Raw genomic sequence first — 15,326 nt, forward strand, 5'->3', positions numbered from 1 at the left:
CTACGGATCGCCGAACGGCGTCGCGGTGATCACGCGCGAGCCCACCGCTTCCGCCGGGACGTGGCTGCTCAGCCCCCGGGGAGAATCCGACCGACCAGCCAGATCGGACGACTGCTGGAGCTGACCGGCACGGGCCGCGTCGTCGACCTCGCCGAAGACCGAAGACCGAAGGCCGCCACAGCGAAGGCCTCGCGTGACTCGACCCTCGCACCGCCCGGCGCGTCCGACGTCACCGCCCCACGGCCTCGGGAAGCAGGTACAAGCTCGCAGTCCAGTGGCCGGGGGAGAAGTGCCGAACCCTGTGCTGAGAGGCCCCGGCGAAGACCCGCCGCCACATTCGAAGCACCCCGGGCGTAGTCCCCCGAGCTCATGGCCCGGGCCGCCGACGAGCCGGCCTGCCGGCGCCCGACGACCCCCGGCATCGACGGCCTCGTCAAAGCCGTCGGACTCGGCGCACTCGCCGACGGATGCCGCGCCGTCGGACCGACCACCACGGTGGACCGACCGTCCGTGAAGCCGCCGGCGATCGCTCACGGGGCATGGGGGCCGGGGGAGGCCCTTGCTTCGCATCAGGGTCTGTCGGGGCCGGGGTGCCACTCGGCCAGCACGATGGTGGCGTCGTCCCGGAGGTGTTGGTCCTGATGGTTCAAGAGCTCCTGCAGCAGGCGGCGCAGGGCTTCCGGGGCCGGATCGCCCGCGGCCATCGCACGGATGACGGTGTCGGCGAGCCGCTCCTCGCCGAAGAGGTCCCCCTGGGTGGAGCGGGCCTCGGTGACGCCGTCGCTGTAGAGCAGGACCCGGTCGCCGGGCTGCAGACGCGTGCGGTGCACCGTCGGCGGGGAGGCGGTGTGGAAGGCCCACCCGAGGGGCAGATCGGGCTCCCGTTCGAGCATGCGCGGCAGCACCCGGCCGTCGCGGATCAGCAGCGGCGGCGGATGGGCGCAGTTGACCCAGGTGAACGTGCCGTCGAGGACGTTCAGGTTGGCGATGACCGCGGTCATGAGCCGGTCGGTGAACCACTCGCTCAAGATGGTGTCGATCGCCGGAACGATGTCCGCGAGGGTGCCGCCGGAGCGGCGTGTGGCCCGGCAGGCGGCGAGGCCGGCCGCGCTCGCGCCGCCGGACGCGAGGTCGTGGCCCATGGAGTCCAGCAGCGTCAGGTGCAGCGCGTCCTCGGTGAGGCTGTGGTCGAACGCGTCCCCGCCGATGTCGTACGCGGGCTCCAGCACCGCGGACGACGTCACGCGCGCGGTCCCGATCGTGCGCGGCGGCAGGAACGCCCACACCAGCTCGCCCTGCACCGTCATCCTCCGGCGCCGCTCCATCTCGGTCAGCAGGTCGTTGTGCGACGACTTCGACACCAGCAGCAGAGCCGCCACACTCGCCAGCGCCTCGCACCACCCGATCAGGCTCTCGTCAAGATCTGGTGCGGTGGCCTTCAGTACGCCGAGGCGCTCGATGCCGTCGATCATCGGCACCCAGACGGTGCCGCCGTCCCGCGAACGCTGTATCCGCTCCGTGCGGTAGGCCAGGCCCGCCAGCGAGCCGTCGATGTCCAGCGTCTGCGTCTCGGCTGTCGCCGGCTGCGGCAGCGCCACCAGGCTGGTCTGCTGCAGGTCGGTCACGTACATGCAGGTGCCGTCCAGGCCCATGAGCCGACCCGACCGGGACACGAGCCCGGCAAGGTCCCGCCCCGTCACCAGGCGGGAATCGGCAATCAGGTCCGCCAGCACCTTCTCGCGCGACTCCATGGCAAAGCCCTTCCGCCGGCGCACAGGGCACGGCCCACCAGGTACCGAGCGTAGCGGCCCAAGCGGACGCCGACCCGGTTACGCGCCCGGTCGGCAAGTCACCCGGCTCCTCGAGGCCGGCGAAGCCGCCCCACCGTTCCGCGTGTACCCGGCCCTTACCGCGGGGATCAAACCGCTACCCCTCGCTCGGCGGCTCCGGCAAGACGATCACGCCATGAACCGCTTTTCCCGCGTGGCCCCGGCAGGCGGAGGAACCCGGTCCTGTCGGCCTCCACGCCTGCACCACTCCCGTGCATCCCGATCTCCTTGTCCGACAGAAATCAGAAGACGATGAATTCGCTGCCCTCTGCCGTGCTGCTCCGCAGAGCGCCCTGCGACATGGAGCCGTGCCCTCTGCAAGCGGGAGGAGACATGCCCGTCGGGTACGCCGCCGATGAAGGGGCCCTCCACCCGACGCTTCCGGGGGACCTCGACAGGCCAGAGGGGGCGACGGCCGCCCGGCAGGCCGAGACACTCCTGTTCACCCACCGCTCCCAGCAGATGCCGGTCCGGCGGAACCGGCCGGCCCGGCGTCGGCATCTCGCAGCGCCCTCGTCCTCGCCCGGGCCCGGCGCCTGTGCGCAAGCCTCCGGCTCCCGCCGGCCGCCCCCGGCTCCGCTGTGCCGGGGCTGCTCCTCCGGCCGGCGGCAGCGCGCCCCGCTTTCACCGGAAGAGGCGCCGTGGCCCTCGAACTGACCGCTGCCGTCCGATCCGTCCTGGCCGCCGCCGGGTACGACACCGATAACGGTCTGGACCTCCACGAGCACGTCTACGGCGTAGTCGTCACCTGGCCCGCCGGTAGCCCGGCCGGAGCCGCCCTCGGCGCTCCCCCGGTCGATGCCGATCGCGCTGCCCGACCAGAGGTCTCCGGTGGCCGGGCCGGCACGGCCGGCGCTCTTGTGGCGGTCCTCAAAGAGGCAGGTTTCAGGGCCGTCGCCCATCCGGAGGGCTTCATCCTCGTCACCCGCTCTCCCCGGCCGGGCGGCGCGTAGCCGTCGGCCCGGCATGCGCGCCGCAGGAAAGCGCGGTGGAGCGTGTCGCGGATCGTCACGATCGAGCGGTACGTCGTCGACCACCGGCGCTCGCCGGACATCGTCGAGGGTCTCGACGATGTCAGCGCCGACCTCTGCGAGATCGGGGCCGCCCTGTACGGCCCCGAGCCGAGCCGGGACACCGCAGGACGGCTCGTACGAGGATCTCGCTCTCCCGGGCAGGACAAGGACACCGCCGTGCCTCCGCCCGGCCCCTGGGGGGATGGGAGGAACCGGACGAGGCGGTCCTCGCGGCGGCTCGCGCGCCCCGGCCGCGCGTGGTCGTGCCTCGGATCCGAGCACTGGGGGGACGGATCCTCGACCCTGGCGTGCGGACGCTCCACGACGCACTCCGACGGGAACGGCAGCGCCTCCGGAACCACAGGTGGAACGCCCACCTTCACCGACGCCGCAACCAGGGCGCGCATCGAGTCGTGAGCAAGGGGTGGGACGTGCCTTCGTGGCACGGTCCGGTGCGATGGACGGCCTTACGTGACGCGAGTGCAACTGACCGATCCGGAGGGGGAGTTTCCGGTGATCACGACTCGACGTGCCCCTGGGTGACGCGCTGCGGCGCCGCACGCCGAGGGCGGGCAGGAGCCGGGTCAACGGTCGACCAGCAGCGGAGGCGGGGTCTCACCCGTGGATTCCGCGTCGGTGTCGTCGGTGCCGACCGGGCCGCGGGGGAGCATCCGGTCCAGCCACTTCGGCAGCCACCAGTTGGCCCGGCCGAGGAGCGTCATGGTCGCCGGTACCAGCACCATGCGTACGACCGTGGCGTCGATGAGGATCGCGGTGGCCAGGCCGAGCCCGAACATTTTGGTGGAGGGGTCCTCGGGGACGGCGAAGGACAGGAAGACCGCCACCATGATGAGGGCGGCCGAGGTGATGATCCGGGCGGTGCCCGAGATGCCCTCGACGATCGCCGTGCCGTTGTCGCCGGTGCGCAGGTACTCCTCGCGTACGCGGGAGAGGAGGAACACCTCGTAGTCCATCGACAGGCCGAACAGGATGGCGAAGAGGAACATCGGGATGAACGACACGATCGGGACCGTCGCTTCCAGCCCGATGAGCGCGCCTCCCCAGCCCCACTGGAAGACCGCGACCATGATGCCGTAGGCCGCGCCGATGCTGAGCAGATTCAGCAGTACCGCCTTGAGCGGTACGAGTACCGAGCGGAAGACCAGCATCAGCAGCAGGAACGACATCGCCAGCACGGCGGCGACGAGCACCGGCAGGCGCCGGCTGGTGCGTCGGCCCACATCGGACAGGCTCGCGGCGGCGCCGCCGACGTGGGCCCTGGCCGGGCCGTGCCCGATCGCCGTGGGCAGCACGTCGGTGCGCAGCCGGGCGATGGTGTCGGCCGTGGCCTCGTCCTGAGGGCTGGTGGTGGGGAACACCACGAGGGTCGCGATGCCGGTGGCCCGGTCGATGTGCGGCGGCGCGACGGACGCGATGCCCGGATCCGCCGCGACCGCCCCGACGAGTCGGTCCAGCACGCCCGGATCACCGGTGGGGTCCGCGGCGATGACGAGGGGACCGTTGGTGCCCGGGCCGAACCCCTCGGCGACGAGATCGTAGGCCCGGCGCTCGGTACGGCTGTGGGGCAGTGAGCCGTCGTCGGGCAGGCCGACGCGCAGGCCGAGCACGGGCAGCGCCGCGGTCAGCAGCAGTCCCGCCGCGCCGACCGCGTACGGCACCGGGTGCCGGCTGACGTGCCCGATCCAGCGACGCCACCCGGCGGCGCGGGCGGCGCCCGCCGCCGGGTCCCGCCGCCGTGCGGGTCGGCCCGGCTTCCCGGTCCGCAGAGCCCGGCCGATCCGGCCGGCCCGGGCCAGGCGCGGGCCGGCGGCGCCCAGGAAGGCCGGCAGCAGCGTCACCGACGCGACCACCATGGTCAGAACGACGATCGAGACGGCGAGCCCGCCCACCGTCATGAACGGCACGTTCGCGACCGCCAGGCCGAGGATCGACACGACGACGGTGCCGCCGGCGAAGACCACGGGCCTCCCCGCCGTGGCCACCGCTCGCCCCGCCGCCTCGCGGGGATCGAGCCCGCGCCCGAGGTACTCCCGGTGCCGGGCGAGCACGAACAGCGCGTAGTCGATGCCCACTCCGAGCCCGACCATGCTGCCCAGGACGGGGGCGAAGGTCGGGACGTCCGTCACCCCCGCCACCACCGTCATCGTGGCGACCCCGACGGTCAGCCCGAAGACCGCCATGCCGATCGGCAGCGCGGCGGCGACGAGCGAACCGAACGCCAGGAACAGGATCGTGGCCGCGGCGAGGAGGCCGATCAGCTCGCTCGCGCCGCCGTCGGGGTCGGAGAAGGCGTAGAAGAGGTTCCCTCCCATCTCGATGCGCAGGGGCAGTTCGGCCCGCAGCCGGTCGCCGAGGTCGACGAGGGCGTCGAGGTCTTCGGCCGACAGCCGGCTCTGGTCGGGGTACTGCACCCGGACGACCGCGATCCGCCCGTCGGCCGAGACGAGGCCGCCGCGCACGGCGGTGTCCCCGCCCGCGTCGAGCGCCCCCGCCGGGTCGCTCGTGCCGAGCACGTGCGACAGCCGCTGCACCTCGGCCCGCAGCCGCGTGAGAGCGGTGCGCGCGCCGTCGTCGTCGAAGAACGTCGCAGCGTCGTCGAGGGGGGTGACGACCACTTGGGCGGTCATCCCCTCCTGGCCGGTGCCCGCCCGCTCGATCAGTTCCGCGGCCCGCTGGGAGTCCAGTCCCGGAGCGGTCATCGAGTCCGCGGTCCGCCCGCCGAAGGCGACGGCTGCGAGGACGGCGAGCGTGGCGGCGATCAGCCATGCCGCGATCACCCGCCAGGGACGGCGGGCGGCGCTTGCGCCCAGGCGCAACAGGGCTTTCGAAAGCATCGGTTCCTCCAACCGCCTCGTCGGCCGTCCTTGTACGGCCGCCGATGCCGAGGCTCGTCGCCACGGCGCTCCGCGGCATCGGCCCCCGGGCCGCGGATCCGTCGGCCCCGGGGCGGAGTGACGACCCGTCCTTTCGGCCGATGCGCGGCACGCCGCGGCCCCTAGGCTGAGAACCGTGCTCCGAGACGACCTGCGAACCCTGTGGACCGAACCCCGGCCGCCCGACGCGCCCGCCCGGGTGTGGCGGGACTGGGCGCTGCTCGGCGCGGGCCTTGCCGGTGTGGCGCTGGAGGCCACCCTGCGCGAGGACGTCGTGTGGCGGCCGGTGGTGGTGGTGATCGCCGTATGGCTGTGCCTGCTGCTCCTGTGGCGCCGGACCCGCCCGCTGGCGACGGTGGCGCTGGCGTTCGGCTCGGTGGTCCTGCTTCCGGTGGCCTCGCTCGTCACCGCACCGCGCGAGGACGTCGGCCTGTACACCGGCGCGGTCGTGCTCGTGCTGGTGTACGCGCTGCCCCGGTGGGGATCGGGACGCGAGATCGTGCTGGGCGGCGCGGTGGTCCTCGCGGCCGGCGCGCTGTGTGTCGCCACGGACGAGACCTCGGTCGTCGAAAAGATCGTGGGCCTCGCCTTCCTGCTGCTGCCCGGCGTGGTCGGGGCCGCCGTGCGGTTCCGGGTGACCGCTCGCGAGCGGCAGTTGGAGCAGGTGCGCTCCCGCGAGCGCGAGCAGCTCGCCCGGGAACTGCACGACACGGTGGCCCACCACGTGTCGGCCATGGTGATCATCGCCCAGGCGGGCCGGGTGCTCGCGGGCATCGACCCGTCCGCCGCCGTCGAGGCGCTGGAGGGGGTCGAGGAGGAAGGGGCGCGCACGCTGGAGGAGATGCGCGCCATGGTCGCCGCGCTGCGCGACCGCGGGCTCGGCGCCGAGCTGGCGCCCCCTGCCGGAGTCGCGGATCTGGAGCGCCTGGTGCGCACCCCGGGTGGTCGCCTCAGGGTCGACCTGGGGCTCGACGGCGAACTGGACGCGCTGCCCCCGGCCGTGGACGCGGCCGTCTACCGGATCGTGCAGGAGTCGGTGACCAACGCGCTGCGCCATGCGGTCGACGCGACCGAGCTCGTCGTCCGGGTCGCCGCGGAACGGCACGCGGTACGGGTGAGCGTGCGCGACAACGGCCGGCGCACCGGCCGGGGGCGCGACGGATACGGACTCACCGGACTGCGCGAGCGCGCGACCCTGCTCGGCGGCACACTACGAGCCGGCCCGGGTGCCGACCGGGGCTGGCATGTCGAAGCCGAACTGCCGAGAGCGAGGAGCGAGAGCGGTGTCCATTCGCGTCCTCGTCGCTGACGACCAGACGATCATCCGCACCGGGTTGCGGATCATGCTGAACGCCCAGCCCGGCATCGAGGTGGTCGGCGAGGCCGCCGACGGGCGGGAAGCGGTACGTCTGGCCCGCGAACTACGCCCCGACGTCTGCCTGTTCGACATTCGCATGCCCGTACTCGACGGGCTCGAGGCCACCCGGCTGGTCGCCGGCCCGGGCGTCGCCGACCCGCTGGCCGTGGTCGTCATCACCACGTTCGACCTCGACGAGTACGTCTACGGCTCACTGCGTGCCGGCGCCCGCGGATTCCTCCTCAAGGACACGGGACCGGACCTTCTGGCGCAGGCCGTACGGTCGGCGTCCGACGGTGAGGCGCTCATCGCGCCCAGCGTCACCGTCCGTCTGCTCCAGGCGTTCGCGGACCTGCCCGCCGGCCGGCCCGTGGCCCAGCCGATCTCCCCCGTCACCGCCCGCGAGGAGCAGGTGCTCCTCGCCGTCGCTCGCGGGCTGACCAACACCGAGGTCGCCGACGCACTGCACATCAGCCTCAGCACGGTGAAGACGCATCTGGCCAGCCTCATGGCCAAACTCGGCGCCCGCAACCGGGTCGAGATCGCGATGTGGGCCTACGAGACGCGCCGCATCCTCCCCGGAACCTGAGCCGGGTGCCGGGCCCTGTCCCGTGAGTCCCCGCCCGGACAACAGGGCACCGGTCGGCTCGCGTCGGCTCCACGTGCCTCACCCGCCCCAGAGCGTGACGTACCAGGAGGCCGGAACTGGGACGGCGAGACCCCCGATGCGACAAGACTCCCGACAGCCACCCCGCCGGGCCGGGCGGCCGGCGACGAACTCCTGATCTCCCGTCGTCGCGTCCGACGTCCCTGCCGGGGCCTCTTGCGGTCCCGGCCGTGTGCGTGTCATCGCTGTGCCGGGGCCGGTGGTGTGGCACGGTGAGGTCGGAGCGGTTCCACGGCTCCCGCGATCACCCCGTCGGGCAGGCCGCCGCACACCTCGACCGGAGGATCACCGCGTGTGTCTTCCTCTCGTATGTCCGGCATGCCCCTTGAGGGGCTGTACGTCTGCCGTGACGAGGGTGCGGACGGTCTCGCCCGGCCGCTGACCGGGCGGGCGGGCGAGCTGCTGGTATGTCCGGTCGCCCGTGTGGGGGGGAGAAGCCTCGAAACCGGCCTGCCGCGTCCACAGGAGAGACGACCCGTGCAAGGGGATCCCAGGAAAGTCGATGGGCAATGAAAAGGTTCCGCTCCGCCGGCGTCTTCCCCGTGGTCGTTCTCGTCCTGTTGAGTTCGTTGCTCCCCGTGCGAGCGGCGAGCGCGAGTTCCGGTCTGCCCGGCAACGTGGTGCTCCAGTGGAATGCCGCCGTCCTGCGAGCGGTACGGAACTCTGCGCTGGGACCACCCATGGTCGCCCGGGCCCTGGCCGTCGTACACACGTGCGTGTACGACGCGTGGGCCGCCTACGACAGCACGGCGGTCGGCACCCGACTCGGGGGAACGCTGCGCCGCCCTCCGGGACAGCGCACGCTGCCCAATGAGGTCGAGGCGGTCAGTTTCGCCGCCTACCGCGCCGCGGTCGACCTGTTTCCCGGACGCGCCGCCACGGATTTCGATCCGTTGATGGCCCGCCTCGGCTACGACCCGGCTGATGCCACGACGGACCTCGACTCGGCCGCCGGCGTGGGCAACGTGGCCTGCCGGGCCGTGCTGAACCTCCGGCACGCGGACGGGGCCAACCAACTCGGCAACGAGCCCGGCGGGTCCGGCGCACCCTACTCCGACTACACCGGCTACCACCCGGTCAACGACCCGATGGACCTGACCCCGGGCGGGTCGTTCGACCCGGCGACGGTGCACGACCCCGACCGCTGGCAGCCGCTCCGCTTCGTCAACGCCGCGGGAGCCACTGTCACGCAGACCTTCCTCGCCCCCTTCTGGGGGAACGTCAAGCCGTTCGCGCTGAAGAGCGGCGATGCCCTCCGCTCGCCCGCCGGGCCCGTGCGCCTCGCCACCGCCCCGGCCTCCTACCGGGCGCAGGCCCAGGCATTGCTCGACATCAGCGCGGACCTGACCGACGAACAGAAGTCCCTTGTGGAGTACTGGGCCGACGGGCCGGCCTCGGAGACGCCGCCCGGACACTGGAACCTGTTCGCCGAGTACGTCTCCCGCCGCGACCACCACGGCCCCGGCGCGGCAGGCATCGAGGCCGACGTCAAGATGTTCTTCGCCCTCAACAACGCCCTCCTCGACGCCGGCGTCGTCGCCTGGGACAACAAGAGGGCCTTCGATTCGGTGCGCCCCGTCACCGCTGTCCGCCACCTCTTCCACGGCCGGCAGGTGCGCGCCTGGGGCGGACCCGGCCAGGGCGCGAGGAGCATGGACGGCGGCATGTGGCTGCCGTACCAGAGGTCGACCTTCCCGACCCCGCCGTTCGCCGAGTACTCCTCCGGCCACAGCAACTTCAGCGCCGCTGGTGCCACGATCCTGCGCAGGGCCACCGGCAGCGACAGGTTCGGTGCGTCGGTGACGATCGCGGCCGGCTCGTCGAAGGTCGAACCCGGACTGGTCCCGGCCCGGAACGTCACTCTCACCTGGGCGACGTTCACCGATGCCGCCGACCAGGCCGGCATGTCCCGCCGTTACGGTGGCATCCACTTCGAACGGGGTGACCTCGACGCGCGGGCCACGGGACGCGCGTGCGGCGAATCCACCTGGGACCTCGCCCGGCGTTACTTCGACGGCACTGCGCCAAGGGCCGTCCCGTGAACGCTGCTTTCCCGGGGCGTGTCTCGACCGCCAATTACCAGGTCGCGGCCGACCGCCGGAGGGTGGTCGCGGAATGGGTGTGCGAGTGGGGCACGGCGAGCGAGGACACCCGCCGCATCGGCGCGCCGGCTTAGCGGGCGGCAGGAACCACTCCCGATGACCGTCGAGTCCGTGCTCCCCGCCGGCTCGGACACGGGCACCCCCGCGTTCGAGGACCCGCCGTGGGTCGCCGAGCCGTGCGAGACGCTCGCATCGGCCTACTTCAGCGCGATGGACGGCATCGACGAATGGCCGGCGGGACGATCCGGTGGCTCCGCGGACGAAGTGCGACCCGGCGATCTGCCGGACTCCGTCCCCCCACCATGGCGAGACGTCTTCGCCGCTTCGACCGTCCGGCGCTCCTACACGCTCGAAGACGTGCTTTTCCATGATGGCGCACATCTCGTACGACGTGCCGCATGCGTTGCGACGCATGGCGACGTCCACGGTGGATCCTGCGCAGGTTGATTCCCGAACGCCGGCACTGGCCCGCAGCGGGCACGCCCCCCGCGTAGGAGGCCGAAGCCCGTACGGACCGGGCCCCCGGGGCGCGTCGGTACGCGTCCCGGGGGCCAGTGGTTTCGGTGCGGTCATGCGGTCATGCGGTCATGCGGTCAGGGGACGTTCGGTGTCGTCTCGCAGCTCGGGGCGGCCTTGTCCGTGCCCGACTCGCCGTCGCAGACGTCCGGGGCGCCGGCGCCGCCGTCGAGGGCGTCGTCGCCGGGGCCCGCGCGGAGGGTGTCGGCGCCGCCGTCGCCGCGGAGGTCGTCGCGGCCCCCGGCCGCGCCGACAGTGGCGGTGGCGAAGAAGTCGGTGTTGTCGCCGAAGATGCGGTCGTCGCCGTCGCCGCCCTCGATCCGGTCGTTGCTCGCGGAGGAGAGGTTGGCGTCCGCGACGGAGCTGTCACCGACCAGGACGTCCACGCCGCTGCCGCCGATGATCTGGTCGCGGCCGGAGCCGGTGGCGTAACCGCCGAATTCGTTGCTGACGTTGTGGTCGCCGATCTGGAAGCCGCCGTCGGCACCCCCGTTCAGGGTGTCGTCGCCTCCGTCGCCCTCGGCGTTTCCGTTGGCGTCGCTGTCGCCGACCAGGAAGTCGTTGGGGCCGGCACCGCCGAGAAGCACGTCGTCACCGGCCCCCTGGGCATCACCGCCGGGGGCCCGGGAGTCGCCGACCATGTGGTCATCGCCGTCGCCGCCGTCCAGCCGGTCGCGTCCGCCGCCGGACGCGCCGCCGGGAGCGCAGCTGTCGCCGACCAGCTCGTCGCGGTCGGCACCACCCTCCAGGCGATCGTTTCCGCCGCCTGTGGCGATTCCGTCCCGCTCGGAGAAGCTGTCTCCGATCAGGCGATCGAAGCCGTCGCCACCGATCAGGAAGTCGTTGCCGGCGGCGCCGGTGGCGTTGCCGTTCAGCACGTAGGAGTCACCGACCAGGGTGTCGTGGCCCGTGCCGCCGTCGATGTCGTCGTTGCCGGGGCCACCGCCGACCGCGTCGTTGTCGCCGAGGCTGCAGATCCGGTCGTTTCCGCCGAGCCCGTAGATGACGTCCCGGCCCGAGGTGCCGACGATCACGTCCGCACCGCTGGTCCCGTACGTCGTCACGTCGGGCGTGGTGATGACGATCGTGGCCGGGCGGCCCAGGCACGTCGGCTGTGCCGCGCCCGCGTCCGCCGCACCGAGGGCGAGCACGCCTCCCAGGGCGAGCGCCCCGGCGCATCCGCTCGCGGCGACGCGTCGGAGTCGCGTCCCGGCTCCGTGACGGCTTCCTGTCATCGCGCTCCCTTTCGATCATGAACGGACATCCGTGCAGATCGATCCCCGTCGGGCACAGCGGGTAACGACGAGGGAATGCGGTGCAGTCGGTTGGCTCAACGGCATGCCCCCGTCGGACGCAGCACGGACGGCCCGCACGGATCCCCCGGTCCGTACGGGCCGGCGGGTGGTGGCGGTCTTGCCGCGGGTGCGGAAGTGCACGCCGTCGTCGCCGTGGACGCGGTGGTCGCCGAAGCGCGCGTCCTTCCCGCCGGCGGATGCACCCGGTGCTGGACGAAGGGTGTTGCTCCGGCTGCGAGTTCGGCGGTTGCGGTGCTGGAACAGCAGGTGCCCGCGCCGCTTCGGAGGGGGTTCGTCGGCGGAGTGGGCCCTGCTGCCGGGTTCACCTCGGTGAGGCGGGACCACCGGTCCTGACCAAGCACGTCGAAGGTCCATCGCCCGGGGCGTAACCGGGGCTTAAGGAGGGTGGGTGAGGATGGCTCGTCCACAGGGGAAGCCGATGCGAGGAGTGCAGGCATGACGGGGCTCATGGTCGACAGCGACGTGTGGATCAGGCGGTTCCATCCGCCCGCGGCGGGGGAGCCGGAGCGGACTCCGCTGGTCTGTTTTCCGCACGCGGGCGGGTCGGCCGCCTACTTCCACGGGCTTTCCCGGCTGCTGGGCCCCGCCGGGATCGAGGTGCTGTCCGTCCAGTACCCGGGACGTCATGACCGCAGGGGCGAGGCTCCGATGGAGGACGTGCGGAAGATCGCGGCCGCGGTGGTCGCGGCGATCGCGCCGTGGGCGGGGCGCCGGCCGGCGTACTTCGGGCACAGCATGGGCGCCGTCGTCGCCTTCGAGGCGGCGCGGCTGAGCGAGCCCCGGGTGCTCTTCGCCTCCGGGCGGCGCGCGCCGTCGACGCAGCGGGCGGAGGCCTTCCACCTGCTCGACGACGACGCCCTGATCGCCGAGACGGAGCGGCTCAGCGGGGTCCCGTCGGAGCTGCTCGCCGACCCGGAGATGCGGGAGCTCGTGCTGCCGCCGCTGCGGGCCGACTACCGGGCGATCGAGACCTACCGCCCGGATCCGCACGCCGTCGTACGGGTGCCGGTCGAGGTGATCGTGGGCGACCGGGACCCGCGGGTGAGCGAGGAGGAGGCGCGGGCCTGGCAGGCGCACACCACGGGGGAGTTCGGCTGCACCGTCGTCCCCGGCGGGCACTTCTATCTGGCGGACCGCACCGACGAGCTCGCCGCCCTGATCTCCCGCAGGCTCGCCCGGCTGCCGCGCTAGGCCGTAGCCCGGGGCCCCGGGCTACGGCCTGGTCCGCCGGCGGTGGGCGAGGGGCCGGCACCACGTCGGCGGGACGTCGGCCGTCCGGCGGGACTGTCGGTGATTCACAGGCGATCTGTCGGTGGCCGCTGGAACCGTGGACGTCGAGTTGCCCGAGGGGACAACCGCAACCGCCTCCGACAGCAAGGGAACCCCGTCGCCATGTCGCCCACCCCGTCCTGGAACGTCCGACGCCTGCCGGGTGCCGAGGGCCGCGTCTTCCTGGTCACCGGCGGTAACGCCGGCATCGGGTACTTCGTCGCCGAGCAGTTGTCGGTGACCGGAGCCACCGTCGTGCTCGGCAGCCGGAGTCCCGCCAAGGCCGAGATCGCCCTCGCCTCGATCCGCGCGCGCGTCCCCGGTGCACGGGTGCGTTCCGTACGGTTGGACCTCGCCGACCTCGCGTCGCTCCAGAGAGCGGTGGAATCGATGGAGGTGGAGCGCCTCGACGCGGTGGTCCACAACGCCGGCGTCGCGCTCGACGACCCGCCGCGCAGGGAGACCGGGGACGGTCACGAGCTCATGTTCGGCACGAACCACCTGGGACACTTCGTCTTGACCCGGTGGCTGATGCCCCTGCTGTCGGCCGCGCCGGCGGCCCGCGTCGTGACCATGGGAAGTTTCGCGGCGAAGTCCGAGCGGCTCGACCTGGACGACCTGCAGTCCCGGAAGGACTACCGTCCCAAGCGCACCTACGGACGCTCCAAGTTGGCGCAGATGTACTTCGGTGTCGAACTCGATCGCCGCCTGCGGGCTGCCGGCAGCACGGTGGCGAGCGTGGTGGTCCATCCCGGTGGCGCGCTGGACTCCCTCACCCCGTCGCGGCCGCCGGTCCACGTGCGCACCGCCGGCGCACGGCTGGGCGCGGCACCTGCGGCCCTCCTCCTCCAGGGCAAGCACGCCGGCGCGTGGCCCGCGGTCCGGGCGGTGCTCGACCCGGCCGTGAGCGGAGGCGGGCTGTGGGGACCGCGCGTCTTCGGCCTGCGCGGCGAGCCCCGGCGTGAAGCGGTGTGGAGCCGTCTGGCCGACCGCTCCGTCGCGGCACGGTTGTGGGACGCGAGCCGTGATCTGACCGGCGCCGACCCCGGCGCTGTCTCCGGACGGCTCGGGCACGCGCGGTGACCGACGGGTCGTCGAGCGGGCCGTGGGCGGTCGGCTGAGGCACCACGAGGGCACGGGCCGTGCGGTCGGGGCTTCGCCCGGATGAAATCCCGTGGTGTGTCCCGCCGTCCGACGGGATCATGAGCCGCCGCCGTGCCGCGCCCGGACGGCGGTCGTTCATGTGCCCCGGGGAGGAAACCTGCACGACCCTTGTGCCGATGGTCCGGCGCGTGTTCGGCGACGGCCCGTTCGCCAGGGAGAAACGGGTCACCGCCCTGGGCGCCGACGGGACGTTGCGGCCGCTCTTCCCGCACTCCTGGGCACCGGCAGAGCACCATTTCGGGGGTCCCGCGGTCGAGATCGGGCAGTCCCTTGTCTATGCCGGCACCGTCCACCACGGCCAGGGGCTCCAGCCCGGCGGGGCCTACACGGTACGACGGTCCCTGGACGGAGCGGTGCAGTGGCAGCACCGCACCGATCATCCCGCCACCGCCCTCGACACGGACGGGGACACCGTCTACGTGGCGGACAACTCCGGCACCCTGACCGCGCTGGACGCCGCCGACGGCTCGGTGCGGTGGAACGTCGAGCTCGAGGTCGGAGGAGTGCCGACCGCAGCGCTGTCCCTCGCTGTGACCCCGCGAGGGCACGTGCTCATCAGGACCGTCGACGGCCGGATCCTGGAGTGCGCTCCTCGGCCCTGATCCTGCTCAAGGGCTCCTCAGGGCCTGTCGGGCCCCGGGGCGGTCCGGTCAGCGTCGCGGTGGCCAGAGGCCGTCGATCATGACCGTCAGGACCTGGTCGGCCTCGTCGGGGGCGTGCTCGCGGGTCCAGGCCGCCGCGGCGATCAGCGCGAACAGCTCGGCCGCCGACAGGTCGCCCCGCACCTCTCCGGTCCGCTGCGCCCGCTCCAGGAGCTGCTGGCCGGACGACTGCATCGACGTACAGGCGTTGTTGAGCTCGGAGGTCTCGTCCTTGAGGCTGTCCATCAGCAGGGTCACGAGTCCCCGGTACGTGGTGGCGTGCGCCACCGCCGCCCGGACCCAGGTCGCGAGGGCCGCACCGGCCGGCTCCGTGGTCAGCAACTCCCGAGCGGTTCCGCCGAGTTCGGAGATGCTGTCCCGGAGCATCGTCTCGAGCAGCGCCTCCCGGGTGGGGAAGTGGCGGTACAGCGTCGCGTTGCCCAGCCCCGCCTGCTTGGCGATGTCGTCGAGCGAGGTGTGGATGCCGTGGGTGTCGAAGGCCTTCCTGGCCTCGGCCAGGAGTCGCTCGTAGTTGCGGCGGGCGTCTGCGCGCATCGT

The 15,326-nt window shown here is 72.8% G+C and carries 14 protein-coding genes; 10 read left to right on the forward strand and 4 right to left on the reverse strand.

All coding sequences use genetic code 11. The features are described 5' to 3' along the window. Nucleotides 1–569: 569 nt before the first annotated feature. Nucleotides 570–1,751 (reverse strand): PP2C family protein-serine/threonine phosphatase, encoded by a 1,182-nt coding sequence (locus ACFYUZ_RS23250; RefSeq protein ID WP_389312140.1) that lies wholly within the window; start codon nucleotides 1,749–1,751, stop codon nucleotides 570–572. Nucleotides 1,752–2,470: 719 nt separating this feature from the next. Here ACFYUZ_RS23250 and ACFYUZ_RS23255 point away from each other — a divergent pair. Together ACFYUZ_RS23255 and ACFYUZ_RS23260 are read left to right on the forward strand one after the other, a co-directional pair. Continuing rightward, complete coding sequence (locus ACFYUZ_RS23255; RefSeq protein ID WP_389312142.1) at nucleotides 2,471–2,782, forward strand: hypothetical protein; 312 nt, start codon at nucleotides 2,471–2,473, stop codon at nucleotides 2,780–2,782. 42 nt (nucleotides 2,783–2,824) lie between these two features. Further along, complete coding sequence (locus ACFYUZ_RS23260) at nucleotides 2,825–3,259, forward strand: hypothetical protein (protein ID WP_389312144.1); 435 nt, start codon at nucleotides 2,825–2,827, stop codon at nucleotides 3,257–3,259. A 167-nt stretch (nucleotides 3,260–3,426) separates the two neighbouring features. On the opposite strand, the gene ACFYUZ_RS23265 is transcribed toward ACFYUZ_RS23260, so the two are convergent. Continuing rightward, a complete protein-coding gene (locus ACFYUZ_RS23265; protein WP_389312146.1) occupies nucleotides 3,427–5,697 on the reverse strand; it encodes an MMPL family transporter in 2,271 nt (756 codons plus the stop codon). A 175-nt stretch (nucleotides 5,698–5,872) separates the two neighbouring features. On the opposite strand from ACFYUZ_RS23265, the gene ACFYUZ_RS23270 reads away from it, so the two are divergent. The 5 genes from ACFYUZ_RS23270 (at nucleotide 5,873) to ACFYUZ_RS23290 (ending at nucleotide 10,309) form a co-directional block, all read left to right on the forward strand. After that, a complete protein-coding gene (locus ACFYUZ_RS23270) occupies nucleotides 5,873–7,045 on the forward strand; it encodes a sensor histidine kinase (RefSeq protein ID WP_389312148.1) in 1,173 nt (390 codons plus the stop codon). Then, the gene (locus tag ACFYUZ_RS23275; RefSeq protein WP_389312150.1) at nucleotides 7,020–7,682 is read left to right on the forward strand and encodes a response regulator; all 663 of its coding nucleotides are present in this window, start codon (nucleotides 7,020–7,022) and stop codon (nucleotides 7,680–7,682) included. The genes ACFYUZ_RS23270 and ACFYUZ_RS23275 overlap by 26 nt, the downstream gene beginning before the upstream one ends. 656 nt (nucleotides 7,683–8,338) lie before the next feature. Then, the gene (locus ACFYUZ_RS23280) at nucleotides 8,339–9,802 is read left to right on the forward strand and encodes a vanadium-dependent haloperoxidase (protein WP_389312152.1); all 1,464 of its coding nucleotides are present in this window, start codon (nucleotides 8,339–8,341) and stop codon (nucleotides 9,800–9,802) included. Continuing rightward, nucleotides 9,799–9,936 carry a hypothetical protein gene (locus ACFYUZ_RS23285; protein ID WP_389312154.1) on the forward strand — a complete coding sequence of 46 codons (138 nt, stop codon included), beginning with the start codon at nucleotides 9,799–9,801 and terminating at the stop codon, nucleotides 9,934–9,936. Before ACFYUZ_RS23280 ends, ACFYUZ_RS23285 begins: the two co-directional genes overlap by 4 nt. Before the next feature lie 22 nt (nucleotides 9,937–9,958). Further along, on the forward strand, nucleotides 9,959–10,309 hold the full coding sequence (locus tag ACFYUZ_RS23290) for a hypothetical protein (RefSeq protein ID WP_389312156.1): 351 nt from the start codon (nucleotides 9,959–9,961) through the stop codon (nucleotides 10,307–10,309). Nucleotides 10,310–10,455: 146 nt separating this feature from the next. Here ACFYUZ_RS23290 and ACFYUZ_RS23295 read toward each other — a convergent pair whose 3' ends face one another. Further along, on the reverse strand, nucleotides 10,456–11,613 hold the full coding sequence (locus tag ACFYUZ_RS23295) for a calcium-binding protein (RefSeq protein WP_389312157.1): 1,158 nt from the start codon (nucleotides 11,611–11,613) through the stop codon (nucleotides 10,456–10,458). Nucleotides 11,614–12,129: 516 nt separating this feature from the next. Between ACFYUZ_RS23295 and ACFYUZ_RS23300 the strand changes: the two genes are divergently transcribed. From ACFYUZ_RS23300 to ACFYUZ_RS23310, 3 genes are all read left to right on the forward strand, one after another. Then, entirely contained in the window at nucleotides 12,130–12,885 is a 756-nt protein-coding gene (locus ACFYUZ_RS23300) for a thioesterase II family protein (RefSeq protein WP_389312159.1), read from the forward strand. A gap of 201 nt (nucleotides 12,886–13,086) precedes the next feature. After that, nucleotides 13,087–14,046 carry an SDR family NAD(P)-dependent oxidoreductase gene (locus ACFYUZ_RS23305; protein WP_389312161.1) on the forward strand — a complete coding sequence of 320 codons (960 nt, stop codon included), beginning with the start codon at nucleotides 13,087–13,089 and terminating at the stop codon, nucleotides 14,044–14,046. 197 nt (nucleotides 14,047–14,243) lie between these two features. Next, nucleotides 14,244–14,729, forward strand: a complete 486-nt coding sequence (locus ACFYUZ_RS23310; RefSeq protein ID WP_389312163.1) for a PQQ-binding-like beta-propeller repeat protein — start codon at nucleotides 14,244–14,246, stop codon at nucleotides 14,727–14,729. Between the two features lie 48 nt (nucleotides 14,730–14,777). Here the strand turns inward: ACFYUZ_RS23310 and ACFYUZ_RS23315 are convergent, their stop codons facing one another. After that, entirely contained in the window at nucleotides 14,778–15,323 is a 546-nt protein-coding gene (locus ACFYUZ_RS23315) for a TetR/AcrR family transcriptional regulator (RefSeq protein ID WP_389312165.1), read from the reverse strand. Between the last annotated feature and the right edge of the window lie 3 nt (nucleotides 15,324–15,326).

It is taken from the genome of Streptomyces sp. NPDC004266 (genome assembly GCF_042874095.1).
Taxonomy (GTDB): Bacteria; Actinomycetota; Actinomycetes; order Streptomycetales; family Streptomycetaceae; genus Streptomyces.

What these genes read in the sequence shown, in the direction of transcription:
- ACFYUZ_RS23290 (WP_389312156.1), top strand. Translation starts at nt 9,959, where the DNA reads ATGACCGTCGAGTCCGTGCTCCCCGCCGGCTCGGACACGGGCACCCCC.
- ACFYUZ_RS23315 (WP_389312165.1), bottom strand. Translation starts at nt 15,323, where the DNA reads ATGCGCGCAGACGCCCGCCGCAACTACGAGCGACTCCTGGCCGAGGCC.
- ACFYUZ_RS23250 (WP_389312140.1), bottom strand. Translation starts at nt 1,751, where the DNA reads ATGGAGTCGCGCGAGAAGGTGCTGGCGGACCTGATTGCCGATTCCCGC.
- ACFYUZ_RS23295 (WP_389312157.1), bottom strand. Translation starts at nt 11,613, where the DNA reads ATGACAGGAAGCCGTCACGGAGCCGGGACGCGACTCCGACGCGTCGCC.
- ACFYUZ_RS23310 (WP_389312163.1), top strand. Translation starts at nt 14,244, where the DNA reads ATGGTCCGGCGCGTGTTCGGCGACGGCCCGTTCGCCAGGGAGAAACGG.
- ACFYUZ_RS23300 (WP_389312159.1), top strand. Translation starts at nt 12,130, where the DNA reads ATGACGGGGCTCATGGTCGACAGCGACGTGTGGATCAGGCGGTTCCAT.
- ACFYUZ_RS23265 (WP_389312146.1), bottom strand. Translation starts at nt 5,697, where the DNA reads ATGCTTTCGAAAGCCCTGTTGCGCCTGGGCGCAAGCGCCGCCCGCCGT.
- ACFYUZ_RS23305 (WP_389312161.1), top strand. Translation starts at nt 13,087, where the DNA reads ATGTCGCCCACCCCGTCCTGGAACGTCCGACGCCTGCCGGGTGCCGAG.